This window comes from Yersinia alsatica, from assembly GCF_025133195.1.
Taxonomy (GTDB): domain Bacteria; phylum Pseudomonadota; class Gammaproteobacteria; order Enterobacterales; family Enterobacteriaceae; genus Yersinia; species Yersinia alsatica.
In genome coordinates this window covers 1,876,710-1,892,463 of the sequence record NZ_CP104006.1, presented here as the reverse complement: position 1 = coordinate 1,892,463, position 15,754 = coordinate 1,876,710, and the positions used below count along the sequence as shown (strand labels likewise).

Sequence of the window (15,754 nt, the reverse complement as noted above, 5' to 3'; positions counted from 1 at the left end):
CCATCACATAGCAGATAACTGCAATAGTGGGTAACAACGTTATCCAGTTAGATTTATTTGTATGATGATTTTTCTTGGTAGGTATTTTCTACCGCTTTTAGTTATCGCAAGCAATACTAAAATCGTGCTTGTTAATAATTTTTTACTAAAACAGAAAAGCATTACTGCATTTTTAAGCAGTAATAAATATAGGGATAAACCGATTAATCGTTTGTCTTCTATAGCTAATGTCATAGCTAGCGAGTCCCTTTATTCAAAGCGAGATTTCGGTATGTTTTTTTGTAGCAGAGATGGCTATAAATCAAGGATTTGCTATAAAAAACATCTCTAACCAATATAGACCAAAACCTGAGAAATTCACCACTAATTGCAAATTTAATATAAAGGGTGGATTATTATTTGCATGATTTGTTGTTTTTTAGATTAAAATCAACACGTTAAATAAATTCCTTCCGGGTTTTTATTTACCAAAAATAAAGTACTCTGACTATTTTAACCTAGAACTTTATGCTGTTAAAATGCAAAAATAAAGATGACAAATCTAACAAGGCCTGAGGGTGATTTAACCTCATAAAATGGCTCTCAGCCAGGTTAAAATATCAACACCACATTCTTAATTAAATTTAAATTCACTACTGGCGAATATTTATCAGTGCCTAAATTTATTAATGTAAACTTATCTGTCCGGCATGTTAATTATTATTAACCTTGCACAACGAACATTATTATTATCATTTAAGAGTAATATGATCTTAATCAATATATTTATAATTTCACATTAGCTAAAACCTCTCTTCCCAGCATGTCATTATCACGTTACATTATTATTTCATCGTTAATATTTAATATATTCTCTATTAATACTTATTCAGTATCATCCGGTCTTTATCATGGCCAAACCAAGGTGGGGTTTAATCTGTGGTCTTGGATAAAGCGTCTTTTCGCTCTCTCTTTCGGGTATCCATATCCGTGAGCATACTTTTTCCAATAAAGATTTGTTGTGGCTGAAAATAATTAACCCCAGCGGGCGACGAGCGGACTCTTCGAGTAAAACTTGCCAGACTTGTGCTTGAATATGAGCATCCAACTGCGCGGTCACTTCATCGGCGATTAAATAACGGGTCCGAGGGTCCAGTGCTCGCAATAGAGCAATTCGGGCCAACTCCCCTCCAGAGAGTTCATCGGGCCGACGTTTTAACCAATTAGGATTAACCACCATTCGCTCAAGCCACTGGGCATCTGGCTGCCAGGCATCATGCAAGCTCTCACCGGTGGTTCGGTAAGGATTAAAGCTCTGTTCCGGGTGTTGAGGAACCAATTGGACTGGGCAATACCCTTTTTTCGCCAGCAAACTCCCACCGACTCGAATTTGACCTGACGTCGCCGACTGCCATTGTGCCAGTACTCGCCCTAAAGTCGTTTTACCAAAGCCACTGGGGGCTGAAATACCTAGCCGCTCTCCCGGCGTCAGTGAAAATGAGACTGAATCCCACAGCCGCTTACCACCCTGAACAATGGTCAGATTATCGACACTAAACATACTCTGCCACCTCTGTTAACGACTGCGGCTGGCTAACAAACTGCTGTTCCGGCAACGCCGCCCACAGTGATTGCAGCCATGGGCTGCCACCGTTATTTTTCAATTCATTGGCGCTCAGTGTCTCGTGCAATTCACCTTGGTGTAATACCGCTATTTTATCGGCGAAGCGCGCGGCCAGCGCCAAGTCATGGGTTACCCATAAAATTCCACGTCCTTGCTGACAAAAGGCACGTAAATGAGTCAGTAACTGACAGGCATGTTCTTCATCCAACCATGAGGTGACTTCATCAGCCAAGATATAGCGGGCATTGGTCAATGTGGCGCAGCTAGTGAGTACTCGCTTTGCCATTCCACCAGAGAGTTGACGGGGGAAATCATGCACCAGACCCGGTGCGAGGTTGTAAGTTTGCAGTTGCATGGCGACATCTTCCAGTCGCAGTTTTACCCCACTGAGTTGTGCTGCTCGCGTCATTTGCGAGCCAACTTTAATCAAGGGATTCAGCGCACTCACTCCTTGAGGCACATAGCATAGGGTTTTACCGCGCCGCTCAATTTTATCCTGAGCGCATAAGACTTCCCCATCGAGGATAATCTCGCCGTGACACCGCATGTTATCTGGCAACAAACCTAAGGCACTTTGCAGCAACAGGCTTTTGCCCTCACCACTGCCCCCCACTAGCGCGACCAATTCTCCCGGATTGACCTCCAGCGAAATATGACTCAGCAAAGGGTGCCAAGTTTTTCGCCCTAGCCAGCGATAATGGGCAACATCAATGGCAAAGTTTGAAAATTTCAACATCAGGATATCCTCACCCAGAGTTGTTGCAGCGATCGGGCAAACTGGTCAAATATCAGAACCAAACTCACCAAAATCAGGCCCGGGAAAAATGCCAGCCACCATGCTCCACTGCTCAGATAGCGCAGTGCATCAGCCAATAATATCCCCAACGACGGCTCATGAGGTGACAAGCCAAACCCCAGAAAACTCAGTGCCGCACTGTGTAACACCGCGTGAGGGAACATCAGCAACGTGCCAACAATCCATTGTGGCAGTAATAACGGTAGCAGATGATGACGCCAACGGTAGTAATTACTATTACCTAGCCGATGAGAAAGCATAACGTAGTCGGTTTCACGAATACGCAAGATTTCTGCCCGCAAAATCAAGGCAAGCTTTGGCCAATGGGTTAATGCCACCGCCAGAATCACGCCGTGTTTTCCCCCACCTAACGTGAAGCAAATCAGCACCAATAGCAATAAATGCGGCAATGCCAACATGCTGTCAATCACCCCGCGGATAACATAATCCAGCGTTTTATTGACCGCACTTAAACTCGCGGTGAGCATCGCCAACAAGCCACTGGCAAAAGCAGCAATCAAACCAATTTGCAGGCTAGTGGTCATGCCCTGAAAACAGCGCAGCCACAAATCGCGGCCTAAACTGTCAGTACCAAACCAATAAGACAGAGAGGGAGGTTGGCGACGGGCCATCAAATCCATCGGAATTTCAATAGGATATATTGCGTAGCCGTAGACAATTAAAATGGTTAATAGCGCCAGGGACACGAAGAGTCGGAACAAAGCCAGATTTGGGTTATAAGTCATAATTGCCGTGCTGCCCCCCTATTGAGGCGGTGTAACAGTGCGTTGGCAATGCTGTTACCGCAAAAGACCAAAATGGCGCAAAACATCACAATCCCCATCAATAACGGGATGTCACCGTGTAAACCGGCATCAATGGTGGCCTGCCCTAACCCGGGGTAAGCAAAGACTTTTTCAGCCAATAAAGAGCCCCCCAATAATTCACCCACTGAGGCAAATTGTAAGCACAGTGCAGGAGTTATGGCATGGCGTAAAATATGGAAATTAACCAGTGACCAGCCTTTATCACCCTGTGCCTGAGCATAGCGGATAAACTCACTGTTCATCACTTCGGCCACTCTGGCGCGAGTATGCAGAGCAATATTCCCCACCCCCAATAACCCTAAGGCGAGCATTGGCAAAATGAGGTGATGCAGCTTGTCGCTCCAACTGGCGGTCTCGGCGTTACTCCCGGGGGTCCATGCACAACAAATGGGAGCCCAATTCAGTTTCACGGCAAACAGTGACAGCAGCAATAAGCCAATCCAGAACGTAGGTAATGAAGCCAATAAATATGACAGCGTTGAAATCAGTCGATCCGGCCAGCGATTAAGGTAGCGCCCGGCAGTCAGCCCCAGTAATAGCCCAACAATGCCAGAGAATAACCAGGCCGAAAATAGCAATGCGAACGAGGTAGCAAAACGTTCACCGATAACCTGTGAAACCGGCGCGTTGTACAGCATTGAGTAACCAAAGTCTCCTTGTAAAACTTGGGTAAACCAATGCAGAAAACGCTGCCATAACGGTAAATCCAGCCCCCATCGTGCGGCAATCAGCGGATACTGCTCCGGCGGAACATGCAGTAACTCACTGCCAATATAGGCACGTATTGGGTCAACCGGGGAGAAACTCAGTAGCGTAAAAGTGCCCACTGCGGTGATCAGCAGCAGGCAAATTAAACGCAGGGCAAATAGTGAAACCCCCTTCATTACTGACAGGTCCATTTCCAGCTATCGAGGCTGTTGAGCAGTGACCAGGAACCGTGGATCTCTGGAGCACCCTTGCCCAAGTCAACGCAGCTATTGGCCAGATAAGTGTGTTGGACATTCAATAGCCACGCCCATGCAGCATCGCCACGAATACCCGCGCCGGTGGTGCCATCCCAATCGACTTGTTGCCAGAATGGCACCGCTTGCTCCCACGTTGGGGCATCCAGCGCCTGTTGCAGATGTTTATCCACTACCGGGTTCTTATAGTAGCCAGGATTATAATATTCCACGCCCGCCGCCTTACTGCTGTAGTGATGATACAGCTCCATCGGGTCGAGGCTACCCCAGCCAAATAACGTCGGGTTGGCATGCATATTCCGTTCTACGGTTTCCCAACTGCCGGATTTTAAATCGACATCAATACCAATAGGTTTCAGCATTGAACGTATCGCCTGCGCCAAATCACGCCGAGTGGTATCGCCGCTGGTATACCAAAGGGTGATTTTGGCAGGAATGCCATTTTTCTCTCTGATGCCATTGCTGTTCACTGTCCAACCAGCCTGCTCCAGTATCTGCTTGGCTTTTTCAATATCACCGTCTTTGATGGCAGAATCTGGATTATTCCATGGTAGCCCCTGCACGCCGGTATAGGCCGGAATAGCATGGCCTTCCATGATTTGGTCAGCCAGTAGTTGGCGGTTAATGGCATAGTTGATGGCGCGGCGCACCGCGACATCAGCGGTGACATCGTTACCAATGGGGTAACCCTGCGCATCCTTTTTACCGGCAGGTGTGGTCGGGAACACAATGCCACGGTTTTCCACACTCGGTCTGACCCATAACTTCATGTTATTAACCGGGCCGACTGCCATAGATGGAGGAATACGTACTACGCCTAATTGCCCGCTTTGCGCGGCGGCAAAAGCACTGTCTTCATCAAGGAAAACAAAAATCAGTTTATCGAAATCATTTTTATTGCCCGCATAATACGGGTTCGCTTCCACAATCATTTGTTGACCCGGCTGGAAGCTCACTAAACGATAAGGGCCTGCACCAATAGGTTTTTGTGCATAAGTCTTAGCATCGTATTTATCCGCGGAAACAATACCCAGTGAACCCAATACATTCACAAAGGTGCTTTGTGGCGCTTTCAACTGAATTCGGATATTAAGAGGGTCGATCTCTTTGGCCTTGAGGAAGTTACCCATATCAACTTTACCGCCACTGGCAGCCGCATTGTTGTAGGTAAACACCACATCTTTGGCGGTCAGAGGCGAACTATCAGAGAATTTAAGGTCGGGTTTCAGCGTCAGTAACCAGGTTTTGCCATCGTCACTGGTTTTATACTGGCTCAGTAGAAAACTATTCCAACTGAGATCTTCATTTTGTTTCAATAACGGGCTGTGTAGCAGCAGATAACTCCCATGACTCCACCCTAACATGGGGTCAAAGCCTTCAGTCGGTTCATCACCGATAGCCAGTTGCAATGTGTGAGTTGCGGCACTAACCGGAATAGAAAAAGCACTCAATAAAGCGGCGGTCAATAAGGTATTCCGGAGCCATAAACGTTTAGACATGAATCATCCTTTGATAAATTAGCTAGCGAATATAGATCATTGCCAGTCAGAAAAAGATTCAACAAGCAATTAAGCGTAGCACTAAACAATAATATGGGTAAGAGACTTCCTATTTAGCATTAATGACTGATTTTCTCGCCACTTATAAGAGTTTTAAAGTATTTATGTGACAAATGTCAGCTTTAGATGAGGAAAATCAAAAAAAACCAAGCCAGAAATAAAATTGATAATAAATAATATTGATCTACGTCTATAAATATGACAAAAAACATTCAATTAAAGCTTTGCTGGCAGTTACTATCATGCCGTTCTATAACAAGATTTGCCTATTAGTACCCTGTCATCAAGAGATAGTACCTATAAGTTAGTCGGCTCATTATTTCCGATTTTTATCAAAACGATTCATTAGCCATTAAGTGGTTCAATCGCTATTTTTTTAATCTAAATAATCTGACAGAACATAAGATAATAAAGTAAATTTCAATCAGAGGTTATTATCCACTGATTGAAACTTATCATAATAGAAAGGAAAAGAGAGTGATTCAGTAGACATTCTTGGGCATAGGCATTTTAAATACCCACCCAGGATAGGTTATTTTTTATTCACCACCCAGCATCGAACGTAAAATTGAACCCGCATCACTCGGGGGCAGTTTCAATATTTCACTATACATATCGATTGCCATATCACAGAGTTTCTCTCGATCGACATCAGGGCTAGCTGGGTTTGAGAACATGTGCAAATCATCACCGTATTGTTGTTGCATTTGCTCTATAACTATATTAAGTCTGTTCTCATACTCTTGATTTTTAGGCTTTATTATCTCGCCAGTGGAAGATTCAAACAAACGGTTAACTGAATCAAGATCGCGATCTAACAGCGCCCTAGGTAGAATTTTGGTGGTATTCACACCACCGCTAACTTGCGGGAACAATGCCTTAAAGCAGAGTTTCTCACTGCGATGATTGGCCTGATAATAACGTAGCTCTTCTAAGATGATCTGCATATAATCAATAACGTTTTCATCAGACGCTCGCTGAATTCGCTGCACAGTTAACTCAGCAACCGACTGTTTCATTTCATCGATCAGCTGTTGTTCGGAATGCCCGGCATTCTTCGATTTAATAAAGTTGTCGATCAACTGGGTATAAAAGGTGGGATCTTGCTGTTTGAGGGTTTGGAAAACAGGGTAACTCTCGAGTGACTGCTCTATTTGAGCGCGCTCATTACCACGGAGCCAGCTAGAATTATTATATTGGTAATAAACAATATTCCCTATAACGATGGGGATAATAAACCATAAAATAGCGCTAATCTTACTCAATTTATTTCTATTGCGTAATGCTGTCGTGACAATACCCAGAACTGCCGCTACCCCTCCAGATACCAAGACCTCCGTCCAATTCACAGCCAACCCCTTTATGTTTTATATATTAAAGTTATGAAACTATTTAACAGCAATCTATATTAAAATCTTAATATGCTATGGTGCCATAAGAATAATGGTAATTCACCGCCAATACTTAAGGATTAGCTTTATACGTCATCTCGTAAAAATAAACGCTAAACGGCAACTCATAAAGAGCATGAGTGCTTTCCAGTAGCGGAGGAAGGGTTCGCGATTCGCAGCGTAAATAATCTTCAGTTGGATACTCGCGCTGGCAGTAACCTCGCGGGCTATCAATAAAACTCATCTTTGGCGTGCGTTTAAGCACCAACACTTTCCCCTCATCGGTACCCTGCTGGGGTTCAATGAAAAAGAAACTGAGCTGTGATACGAACGCAGTAATGATAATAGCCACTACGACTACCCACAGATATACAGAACGCATACAGAATTCCTGTCATGACTAAACCGCCATTACTCTACCAGCTAACTCGTAATAAGTGCCAAGAATAATAGCGGATAATCGACAACATAAGGAAAGCGATGCGTTTTATATCACAGTAGAGAAATTCAACTATGGCAACCGCAGCTCACTGCATCATTGCTTTGATCAACTGAACTGTTTTTAGCATAGTTCCGCGGCAACCCCTCATCACGCCAACCAGTCACTCCACCTATCATCTCTTTAACTGCAAAACCGAGTTGGCTCAATTTTATTGCTGCACGGTGAACCCCGTTGCAGTGCGGCCCGGCACAATAAACGACAAATAGTGTCTCTGCCGGGTAATGGGAAAGCAGCGAGGCATCCATTAAACGGTGAGGAATATTAATTGCCCCTGGCACATTCACTGCCACAAATGCCGCCTCATTACGCACATCCACCAAAACAAAATCTACCTTTCCCTGCTGCTGGCTGGTATAGACATCCGAGCAATCAGTTTCATACGCCAAGCGCTGAGAAAAATGTCGCAATACTTGCTCAGGAGAGGCTGATGGGATTTGGCTCACTAAACTGCTCATATGATTGCTCCACTAAATATTATGAAGCATCACTTTAAGAAATAGCGCTAGCCGATTACAGTGGCAGAAATGACAATAAACCACTGAGATACGCCAATGAATCATTCAGCCACTCATTACACTGATCCTACGGTGAAACATGCCCCGGGACTGGTCGCTATATTGGCCTATGATGGCCTGTGTCTGTTTGAGTTTGGTATTGCACAGGAGATATTTGGGCTGGCGCGTCCGGAATTTGATTTCCCTTGGTATCAGTGCCAAGTGGTTGGCGTGGATCAAAACATCTCAACCGCCAATGGCGGCCTCCATATTCAGGTTGATGCCGGTATCGACTTATTGACGCAGGCTAAAACCATTGTCATTCCCGGATGGCGTAGCCCGGAGGCCCTGCCATCACCGGCATTGATTGAGGCATTGCAGCAAGCAGTCGCGCGCGGCACACGTATTATCTCCATCTGTTCAGGTGTTTTTGTTTTAGCAGCGGCGGGGTTATTGCGAGGGAAAAGTGCAACCACACACTGGCGCTATACTGATTATCTGGCACAGCATTACCCCGATATTCATGTCGATGCCAATGTGTTGTATGTCGATGAGGGGCAAGTTATCACTTCGGCGGGTAGCAGTGCCGGTATCGATGCCTGCTTGCATCTGATTACCCGTGATTTTGGCGCTAAAATAGCCAATCAGGTGGCTCGGCGCTTAGTTATGGCCCCACTTCGTCGGGGAGGACAGCAACAATTTATTCCAACGCCAGTGACCAAACAACCCTATCGAGATATGGCAAAATTGATGGAGCAAGTGCGCGAGGATCTCGGAAAAAATTGGACTATCAGCCAGATGGCCGCCGAATTAGCGCTCAGTGAAAGGACATTTTTACGACGCTTTGCTGCTTCTACCGGTCAAACACCTAAAATTTGGTTGCAGCACGAAAGAATGCACAGAGCAAAAGAGTTACTGGAAAGGGATCAGATGAATATTGCAGGAGTTGCTGAATATTGTGGATTTCAGACGGTTGAAGGATTTAGAAATGCATTTCGCCAAACCGTTGGCATCACCCCCGCGGTATATCGGCGACAATTTAAACATCATTAGCAACAGATATTTCATACCAATAAAAATATATTCGAGATCTCAGAAAACAAAAAACCCCGCCTTAGCGAGGTTTTCTGGTTGTTGGCAACTTAATTAAAATCACCAACATTAAATCCAACCAAAATCAGATTTAATTACAGCGAAACATTAATTGCAGTAATGTAAATTACAGTGCAACTACGTTTACAGCTGAAGGGCCTTTCTGGCCTTGCTCGATGCTGAACTCAACGTTCTGACCTTCATCAAGAGTTTTGTAGTCAGTACCCTGGATTGCAGAGAAATGTACGAAAACATCTTTGCTGCCGTCAGCAGGAGAAATAAAACCAAAACCTTTACCAGCATCAAACCATTTTACTAAACCAGTCATTTTAGTAGACATAGAGGTATTTCCTTCATTATTAGTGCCAAATTTTGGCAATTGAGGTCTGCTTATCAAGAGTTACTTATGGGGGCACTAAAGAAGGAAATTCGTCGGAGAAGTGATGTCTAAAAATATCGCTTTAACTAGGAACTACTTTACTTAAATGGCTTACATAAATAGGTCTGTACTACAAACCGATGACGCTATTAACGCATGCTGAGAGGCTAATAGCAAGGCTTATTTATTTTGCACATTAATGAATGATAAAAACAAATCACCCATTAATTATGATAAAACCGAGTGTAGCCTGTCATTCAGTTGGGTTCCGAGCCTTTAATGAAAGACAAATTCTTGCAGATGAGGTTATGCTCAGATTTCGCTATACTGCCACTGAAAATCGGAAGCCGTCATAAAGGAAAAGCAATGACAATGCGTGAACTTGAAGTAAAGTTTCTTAATGCAATGAGTGAGTTGCAATCAACTTTTGAGAAACAGCACCAGACATGGCAGGCCAGCTACACAGCACTGCAACATGAGCTGGAGCAGTCAAAAGCGCGGGAAACTGCATTGCGTGCTAAAAATGACATGCTGCTTAGAAAGCTCAACACCGCGAATACCTTGCCGGAACAACATTCGCTGGTTAGGCAGATCAAAGTATTGGGTGCGCATCTTGATGCATTGGCAAAAGATGCCGCCGCGTTTAATCATCATCTGAATAATCAGCAAAAAAATGGCGATAATTTCAGTGGCGATAATCAGTAAATATTGGGTTGATTTTATCTGTACCGGCGATTCAACAGCCAGATAATTTTACGTTGTCAATTTCACCTTTTATGGCGCAAAGAAACACTACATGACGTGGATAATTATTGCTGTTTTGATCGTAGTTTTTATTGTCGGCTATCGTGTATTGACCTCAGATACCCGCAAAGCTGTAGACACATTGGCTAATTTACTGAAAATAAAGCCAATTTATATCGAGTCAATGCTGCAAGAGATGGGGCAGCGTCAAACTCAAATGTTTATTCGCTCCACCAGCAATGGATATGCCGAAGATGTCAGAAAAGCGGCTTATCTGGTCTTTATTTATCAAACCTTTATCAAAGACCCTTCCGACGAAAATGTGATGCAATGGCGAAATACGCTGATTCGCTCACACATATCCCCGATGTTAACCGCTGAACATACTGAAGCCGCACTGTTCTATTTTGCTGAGCTTGATTTAGATGCTTTTGAATTGGCGCAATTCCGCCGCAATTATAATCTGCAATTTAACCAGGAAGCGGACGCCGTATTGCACTAGTTGATGACATTACGGCGGATCAAATTCATTGCGGCAGGGATAAGAAAACTTACTGGAACATACTGTTCAGGTAGCGCAATAACATTTCCCTTGAGCTAAAACCGTGGGCAATACCGTAGCGATCTTCAGCTTCACCCGCTAAATAGAGCGGAAATTCAACATACTTATCACTGATACGAAGTGTGGCTGTGGGCGTAGCAAACAACAAGCTTTTATCTTTCTGCGCCGGGTGGATAATTAATGCGGTTCTACCCATGCGGGCTTCGCGATTCACATAAACGTAATGCTCCGCTTTCCGATAACCGTAAGCCTGATCAACCGTATAATCTCTCTCAAAGCCGGCATTCTCCAAGACTTTAGCCACTTCATCTGGCCGTAAATACATTTATTTCCCCTCTTTTTAACTCCAATTGAGCGACCTTACCGCAATAAATAAGGGAAACCACGTATTTATTGGCTCAAAGCAACTATTTCGGAATAGTCTACACGCCATCAAGCCGAGCGGCGTTATCCGTGCTCTGCTGTCGCTGCAATAAGCGTAATGTGAGCAACACACCGAAGACGACCATTAATGCGGCGCCCAGATAAATCGCCGGAATACCAAATTGGCCAATGGCCAGCCCCGCCAATGGACCAGTGACGCCCAGCCCTAAGTCTAGGAAAGCAGAATAAGTGCCAAGTGCCGTGCCTTGATTCTGTGGCTCCACTTGCTTAACCGCTTCAACCCCCAAGGCAGGAAACACTAATGAGAAACCCGCCCCGGCCAAGAATGCACCCAATTGGACCATCCAGGTGGCATCCGCGCCCCAAATCAGTAATAAACCGACGATTTCTATCAGAAAGGAAACCAATGTGACTTTTAAGCCACCGTGGCGGTCAATGCTATTGCTGAACAATAGCCGAATGCCAACAAAGGCGGCACCGAATAAGGTCAGAGAAAATGCCGCACCGCCCCACCCTTTGTCGGCATAGAATAAAGTAATAAAGGTGGCAATAACTCCAAAGCCAACAGTACCAAACCCCAAACCCAGCCCATAAAGCCAGATTTTCCCCAACACCGCCCGGAAGGCAATACGTTTGCCGGTGACAACTGAAACCGCCGCTTTACGGCAGGCCAGCACCAGAGCCAAAACCACAGCCAAACAGATAAGCCAGGCAATACCGGCTAATCCCCAGCGCATATTAAGATAAACGCCAAGCGGCGCACCTATCGCCATCGCCCCATAAGTTGCCACGCCATTCCACGAGATCACTCGAGCGGTATGTATCGAGCCCACCACGCCCATGCCCCAAAGGGTAGAACCGGTGCTGGCAAAACTTTCACCAACACCAAGGAAAAGTCGCCCAACCAGCAGCATCAACACACTCAGCAGTGGCTGGCTATCCAACCAAAAAGCCAAACCACAAAATAGCCCGCTGATCCCACAGCAACTCAAACCAAACAGCACCACTTTTTTCGGCCCTAATAAATCGGCATATCGCCCGGCATGTGGGCGACTCACTAAGGTGGCAAAATATTGCGCGCTGATAACCAAACCGGCCAATACTGAACCGTAGCCCAGATGGTTATGAACAAAACCGGGCAGCACTGCCAGTGGTAAGCCGATTGTCAGATAACAAACGAAGGTAAAAATAACAATCGAAAGGATGCGCTTATTGATTTGGCGAGTCGTCAGTAGCGTGATATTAGCCACCACTGGAGCAGGATCAGCAGACATAGGCAATGCTCAAACAAGAAAGAAAGTGTTATTCACCATACCCCGATAAGCTTTCAGGCTGAATCAGATATATATAATTAAATATTATTTGCCTGCTACTTTGTGTCGATTGACCGTTGATGTTCACGCCATTGTGAAGGGGTCATGCCCGTAACCCGCATGAACTCACGATTGAAGTTGGATTTAGTCTGAAACCCTGCGTCCAGCATAATATCGACCACCGGTAATTCAGTTGTCGCCAATAGTTGTGCTGCTTGGTCAATCCGCAACTGATTGACATATTGCGAGACATTTTGCCCAGTTTGCTGATTAATAGCCTGCGACACTTTGCGCGCGGGTACACCAACTTTACGCGCCAATTTAGACAAATTAAGCTGACTGTCCAAATAAAGATTATTTTTCTTTAATGTCAATAAGATAGCAGAAAATAGCTCTTCCAACGCTCCACTATCCGGCTTATTATCTATTCTCCCCGGCTCAGTCGGTGCCTCAGCAATGGATTCCCCACGACGCGCGCTAGTCGCCAGCGTGTAGCACATCGCCAGTGTAATCAATAGATTACTAAAACTGACTATCACTCCGGCCTGATTTCCCGCATATAAAGCATAATCCAGGCTAATAATGATATCCGCCGCCCCTGACCCTATGAGCAACATCGCCATCAGTAACCATAAACGGTAACTGAGCCAACTTTTCTCCACTGAAACCTGCTGCAAACGATCCTCGCCGGGGCGTAAATAAAGCAGCACCGCCAAGCCATACGATACATAGCTAATAATGACGATAGCATCGAGCCACTGTGGTGCTAGCCATACACAAATTAGGGTGCCAATGGGCGCTAAACTGTGTTTCCACCCTTGGTTAATGCCTACATTGCCTTTCGCGGTACTCAATAAAGCTAAATAGGTCAGTGGCGGAATAGTCATGGCGACTATTGGTTGCAGGCCATTGAATAGCGCCAAATGATAACCATAGCGCAAACCAATCAGACCACTTTGCAGCGCGCAAACTAACAATAACAGCAACAGGAATACCCCCTGCCGACCGGTTTTAAGCAAATGATAAAACAGACCAATACAGAGGATTGATAGCAGAAAAGAGACCGGGATTAGCGGCATACCTTTGCCTTAACAAATAGATATCGTGAATAACTGTTTCGCAGTGTAGACAGCCAGATGATTGAAAACAAGCACGTTCAGGGACTGGATCATGATCGAGGTCGCGGCAATATCTTAACCCTCTTAAGGTGGCGAAGAACTCAACCAATCAGAGCGTTATACAATGAAAAATGTTGTTCTGTGTTTATGTTTTTTGCTGTTTTTTCCACTAACCAGTTATGGCTGGCAAACTGCGGCAACCCCAATTTCATTTAATGATATCCAGCGCCATCGTCAGTTAGATACGGTGATTTACTATCCAACGACCGAGCAAGGTAAATCGAGTCTGCTGGGGGAGAATGCCGTGTTTCGGGGTATTTCTGTTTTACCTGATGCGACTCTTGCCAATGGACATTTCCCTTTAATCATTCTCAGTCATGGCAGTGGTGGCAATAATACCAGTTTGGCATGGTTGGCAGATAAGCTGGTACAGCAGGGTATTGTGGTGGTCGCCGCCAACCATCCAGGTAGCACCACCGGTAACTCAATACCCGCGCAATCAGCTCAACTGTGGCTACAAACTGAGGATATCTCTTTTATTATCAGTAAATTGCTGTCCGACTCACATTGGAAAACCGCCTTGGATAACCAACCGATTGGCGTGATCGGCCACTCAAAGGGGGGCTATAGCGCCATAGCCGCATTAGGAGCAACACTGTCACTACCAAGGTTTATTGCCGGTTGCCAGCAACAGCCAGCACAACCTAATTGCCAGTTTTATACTCGGGCGGGGGTGAAACTAGAGCAACTACCAGTAGAAAAATTTGAAGGGAATTATGTGGATAACCGCCTAGGTTTTGCGATTGCGCTGGATCCGGGCATGGTACCTTTTTACCAAAACAGCACTCTGTCTCATTTGACCGCCCCACTGTTGCTTATTAATGCCCACTATTTTATCTCGCCCAAGGCGTCGCTGAATTTGGCTGGTGCTGAATGGGTAAAACAGCTTAATCAACCCAATATTACCGCGATAACCTTAGCCAACAGTGGCCATTTTGATTTCCTGCCAATATGTAAACCCGCGGCGAGCGCTATTTTGGCCGCTGAAGGGGAAAGTTTTATCTGCGCGACGCCGGCCGTTGCAAGAGAGAAACTGCATCAGCAAGCAGCGCAACAGATAATCAAATACCTTCATCAACAACATATTCTGCACTGATATCTGACAAGGAAAACTAAATAAAAGAGTCGGTGAGGAACAGCGCACAGGCAAGTAAGACACCACACAATGTCATCACACTAAAAATGAGTTCAAACAGATAGCGATTGATCATGATGATTAGCCTATAAAAAAAGACACCCGGTATTAACCGGGTGTCTGTCATTGGCTAGACTGTGCGGTGCTCAGTGGCCCGCATTCCGGCGTTATTATGCAGCTGGAGCTGTTGCTGATTTTTTAGCAGCTTTATGGTGTTTTTTAGCTGCTTGTGCTTTTTGAGCTGGCGCTTTTTTCACGTGTTTTTTAGCTGCTTGTGCTTTTTGAACTGGTGCTTTTTTCTCGTGTTTTTTAGCTGCCTGTGCTTTTTGAGCAGGTGCTTTTTTCACATGTTTTTTAGCTGCTTGTGCTTTTTGAGCAGGTGCTTTTTTCACGTGTTTTTTGGCAGCCTGTGCTTTTTGAACAGGTGCTTTTTTCTCGTGTTTTTTAGCTGCTTGTGCTTTTTGTTCTGTGGTTTGTTTAGTTGCTTTATGTTTTTTATGATGAGTTGCTTTAGCCGGTGCAGCTTTTTCTGCAGCAGGAGCAGCAACAGTGCTGGTTGCAGCTGGTGCTGCTGTTGCGGCCGCAGTAGTTTCAGCAGCGAAAGCAACAGAAGACAGACCCATGGTTGCAGCAACGATCAGCGCTAATACTTTTTTCATTTTAAAATCCTCAGAAGTTTGTTTCGCTAAGCCCCCGGTGGGGCCGTTGGAAGAATCATAGAGGAATGAAATTTTCCTTTCCGTGAGTCATTGGTTTCGCTGAGTAACCAAATGTACAAAGTCATAGTGATTGTTATTTACGCTTTCTTATTATGAATACATCCATTTACAATC

Annotated in this window: 17 protein-coding genes; 4 read left to right on the top strand and 13 right to left on the bottom strand. The window is 45.1% G+C overall.

The features are described 5' to 3' along the window. Positions 1-874: 874 nt before the first annotated feature. From N0H69_RS08335 to N0H69_RS08300, 8 genes are all read right to left on the bottom strand, one after another. Positions 875-1,540: an ATP-binding cassette domain-containing protein gene (locus N0H69_RS08335; RefSeq protein ID WP_050123030.1), complete on the bottom strand. Its 666-nt coding sequence runs from the start codon at positions 1,538-1,540 to the stop codon at positions 875-877. Further along, positions 1,533-2,339, bottom strand: a complete 807-nt coding sequence (locus tag N0H69_RS08330) for an ATP-binding cassette domain-containing protein (RefSeq protein ID WP_050123032.1) — start codon at positions 2,337-2,339, stop codon at positions 1,533-1,535. Before N0H69_RS08330 ends, N0H69_RS08335 begins: the two co-directional genes overlap by 8 nt. After that, complete coding sequence (locus N0H69_RS08325) at positions 2,339-3,145, bottom strand: ABC transporter permease (protein ID WP_050151769.1); 807 nt, start codon at positions 3,143-3,145, stop codon at positions 2,339-2,341. The genes N0H69_RS08330 and N0H69_RS08325 overlap by 1 nt, the downstream gene beginning before the upstream one ends. After that, complete coding sequence (locus tag N0H69_RS08320; RefSeq protein WP_072077614.1) at positions 3,142-4,110, bottom strand: ABC transporter permease; 969 nt, start codon at positions 4,108-4,110, stop codon at positions 3,142-3,144. Before N0H69_RS08320 ends, N0H69_RS08325 begins: the two co-directional genes overlap by 4 nt. After that, positions 4,110-5,687: an ABC transporter substrate-binding protein gene (locus tag N0H69_RS08315; RefSeq protein ID WP_050151768.1), complete on the bottom strand. Its 1,578-nt coding sequence runs from the start codon at positions 5,685-5,687 to the stop codon at positions 4,110-4,112. Before N0H69_RS08315 ends, N0H69_RS08320 begins: the two co-directional genes overlap by 1 nt. Before the next feature lie 599 nt (positions 5,688-6,286). Next, entirely contained in the window at positions 6,287-7,096 is an 810-nt protein-coding gene (locus tag N0H69_RS08310; RefSeq protein ID WP_050151767.1) for a hypothetical protein, read from the bottom strand. Positions 7,097-7,211: 115 nt separating this feature from the next. Beyond that, positions 7,212-7,520 (bottom strand): hypothetical protein, encoded by a 309-nt coding sequence (locus N0H69_RS08305; RefSeq protein WP_050146080.1) that lies wholly within the window; start codon positions 7,518-7,520, stop codon positions 7,212-7,214. 125 nt (positions 7,521-7,645) lie between these two features. Further along, positions 7,646-8,095, bottom strand: a complete 450-nt coding sequence (locus N0H69_RS08300; protein WP_050151766.1) for a rhodanese-like domain-containing protein — start codon at positions 8,093-8,095, stop codon at positions 7,646-7,648. A gap of 96 nt (positions 8,096-8,191) precedes the next feature. On the opposite strand from N0H69_RS08300, the gene ftrA reads away from it, so the two are divergent. Then, positions 8,192-9,187: a transcriptional regulator FtrA gene (ftrA, locus tag N0H69_RS08295; RefSeq protein WP_050151765.1), complete on the top strand. Its 996-nt coding sequence runs from the start codon at positions 8,192-8,194 to the stop codon at positions 9,185-9,187. 166 nt (positions 9,188-9,353) lie between these two features. Here ftrA and cspE read toward each other — a convergent pair whose 3' ends face one another. Then, a complete protein-coding gene (cspE, locus tag N0H69_RS08290) occupies positions 9,354-9,566 on the bottom strand; it encodes a transcription antiterminator/RNA stability regulator CspE (protein WP_032816455.1) in 213 nt (70 codons plus the stop codon). A gap of 405 nt (positions 9,567-9,971) precedes the next feature. Between cspE and N0H69_RS08285 the strand changes: the two genes are divergently transcribed. Beyond that, positions 9,972-10,310 carry an MbeD/MobD family mobilization/exclusion family protein gene (locus N0H69_RS08285; RefSeq protein ID WP_050108272.1) on the top strand — a complete coding sequence of 113 codons (339 nt, stop codon included), beginning with the start codon at positions 9,972-9,974 and terminating at the stop codon, positions 10,308-10,310. Positions 10,311-10,401: 91 nt separating this feature from the next. Then, positions 10,402-10,851 (top strand): DUF1198 domain-containing protein, encoded by a 450-nt coding sequence (locus N0H69_RS08280; protein WP_050108273.1) that lies wholly within the window; start codon positions 10,402-10,404, stop codon positions 10,849-10,851. A gap of 49 nt (positions 10,852-10,900) precedes the next feature. Here the strand turns inward: N0H69_RS08280 and N0H69_RS08275 are convergent, their stop codons facing one another. From N0H69_RS08275 to N0H69_RS08265, 3 genes are all read right to left on the bottom strand, one after another. After that, positions 10,901-11,236: a DUF2002 family protein gene (locus N0H69_RS08275; protein ID WP_050108275.1), complete on the bottom strand. Its 336-nt coding sequence runs from the start codon at positions 11,234-11,236 to the stop codon at positions 10,901-10,903. A gap of 97 nt (positions 11,237-11,333) precedes the next feature. After that, on the bottom strand, positions 11,334-12,569 hold the full coding sequence (locus N0H69_RS08270) for an MFS transporter (RefSeq protein WP_050151764.1): 1,236 nt from the start codon (positions 12,567-12,569) through the stop codon (positions 11,334-11,336). 95 nt (positions 12,570-12,664) lie between these two features. After that, entirely contained in the window at positions 12,665-13,687 is a 1,023-nt protein-coding gene (locus N0H69_RS08265; protein WP_050151763.1) for a helix-turn-helix domain-containing protein, read from the bottom strand. Between the two features lie 163 nt (positions 13,688-13,850). On the opposite strand from N0H69_RS08265, the gene N0H69_RS08260 reads away from it, so the two are divergent. Continuing rightward, complete coding sequence (locus N0H69_RS08260) at positions 13,851-14,882, top strand: alpha/beta hydrolase family protein (protein ID WP_253272115.1); 1,032 nt, start codon at positions 13,851-13,853, stop codon at positions 14,880-14,882. Positions 14,883-15,091: 209 nt separating this feature from the next. Here the strand turns inward: N0H69_RS08260 and asr are convergent, their stop codons facing one another. After that, positions 15,092-15,580 carry an acid resistance repetitive basic protein Asr gene (asr, locus tag N0H69_RS08255; protein WP_050108280.1) on the bottom strand — a complete coding sequence of 163 codons (489 nt, stop codon included), beginning with the start codon at positions 15,578-15,580 and terminating at the stop codon, positions 15,092-15,094. Positions 15,581-15,754 lie beyond the last annotated feature (174 nt).

Bases quoted from the DNA above. Each gene is read 5' to 3' on its own strand.
- N0H69_RS08335 (WP_050123030.1), bottom strand. From the start codon at position 1,540: ATGTTTAGTGTCGATAATCTGACCATTGTTCAGGGTGGTAAGCGGCTG.
- N0H69_RS08330 (WP_050123032.1), bottom strand. From the start codon at position 2,339: ATGTTGAAATTTTCAAACTTTGCCATTGATGTTGCCCATTATCGCTGG.
- N0H69_RS08325 (WP_050151769.1), bottom strand. From the start codon at position 3,145: ATGACTTATAACCCAAATCTGGCTTTGTTCCGACTCTTCGTGTCCCTG.
- N0H69_RS08320 (WP_072077614.1), bottom strand. From the start codon at position 4,110: ATGAAGGGGGTTTCACTATTTGCCCTGCGTTTAATTTGCCTGCTGCTG.
- N0H69_RS08315 (WP_050151768.1), bottom strand. From the start codon at position 5,687: ATGTCTAAACGTTTATGGCTCCGGAATACCTTATTGACCGCCGCTTTA.
- N0H69_RS08305 (WP_050146080.1), bottom strand. From the start codon at position 7,520: ATGCGTTCTGTATATCTGTGGGTAGTCGTAGTGGCTATTATCATTACT.
- N0H69_RS08300 (WP_050151766.1), bottom strand. From the start codon at position 8,095: ATGAGCAGTTTAGTGAGCCAAATCCCATCAGCCTCTCCTGAGCAAGTA.
- ftrA (WP_050151765.1), top strand. From the start codon at position 8,192: ATGAATCATTCAGCCACTCATTACACTGATCCTACGGTGAAACATGCC.
- cspE (WP_032816455.1), bottom strand. From the start codon at position 9,566: ATGTCTACTAAAATGACTGGTTTAGTAAAATGGTTTGATGCTGGTAAA.
- N0H69_RS08285 (WP_050108272.1), top strand. From the start codon at position 9,972: ATGACAATGCGTGAACTTGAAGTAAAGTTTCTTAATGCAATGAGTGAG.
- N0H69_RS08280 (WP_050108273.1), top strand. From the start codon at position 10,402: ATGACGTGGATAATTATTGCTGTTTTGATCGTAGTTTTTATTGTCGGC.
- N0H69_RS08275 (WP_050108275.1), bottom strand. From the start codon at position 11,236: ATGTATTTACGGCCAGATGAAGTGGCTAAAGTCTTGGAGAATGCCGGC.
- N0H69_RS08270 (WP_050151764.1), bottom strand. From the start codon at position 12,569: ATGTCTGCTGATCCTGCTCCAGTGGTGGCTAATATCACGCTACTGACG.
- N0H69_RS08265 (WP_050151763.1), bottom strand. From the start codon at position 13,687: ATGCCGCTAATCCCGGTCTCTTTTCTGCTATCAATCCTCTGTATTGGT.
- N0H69_RS08260 (WP_253272115.1), top strand. From the start codon at position 13,851: ATGAAAAATGTTGTTCTGTGTTTATGTTTTTTGCTGTTTTTTCCACTA.
- asr (WP_050108280.1), bottom strand. From the start codon at position 15,580: ATGAAAAAAGTATTAGCGCTGATCGTTGCTGCAACCATGGGTCTGTCT.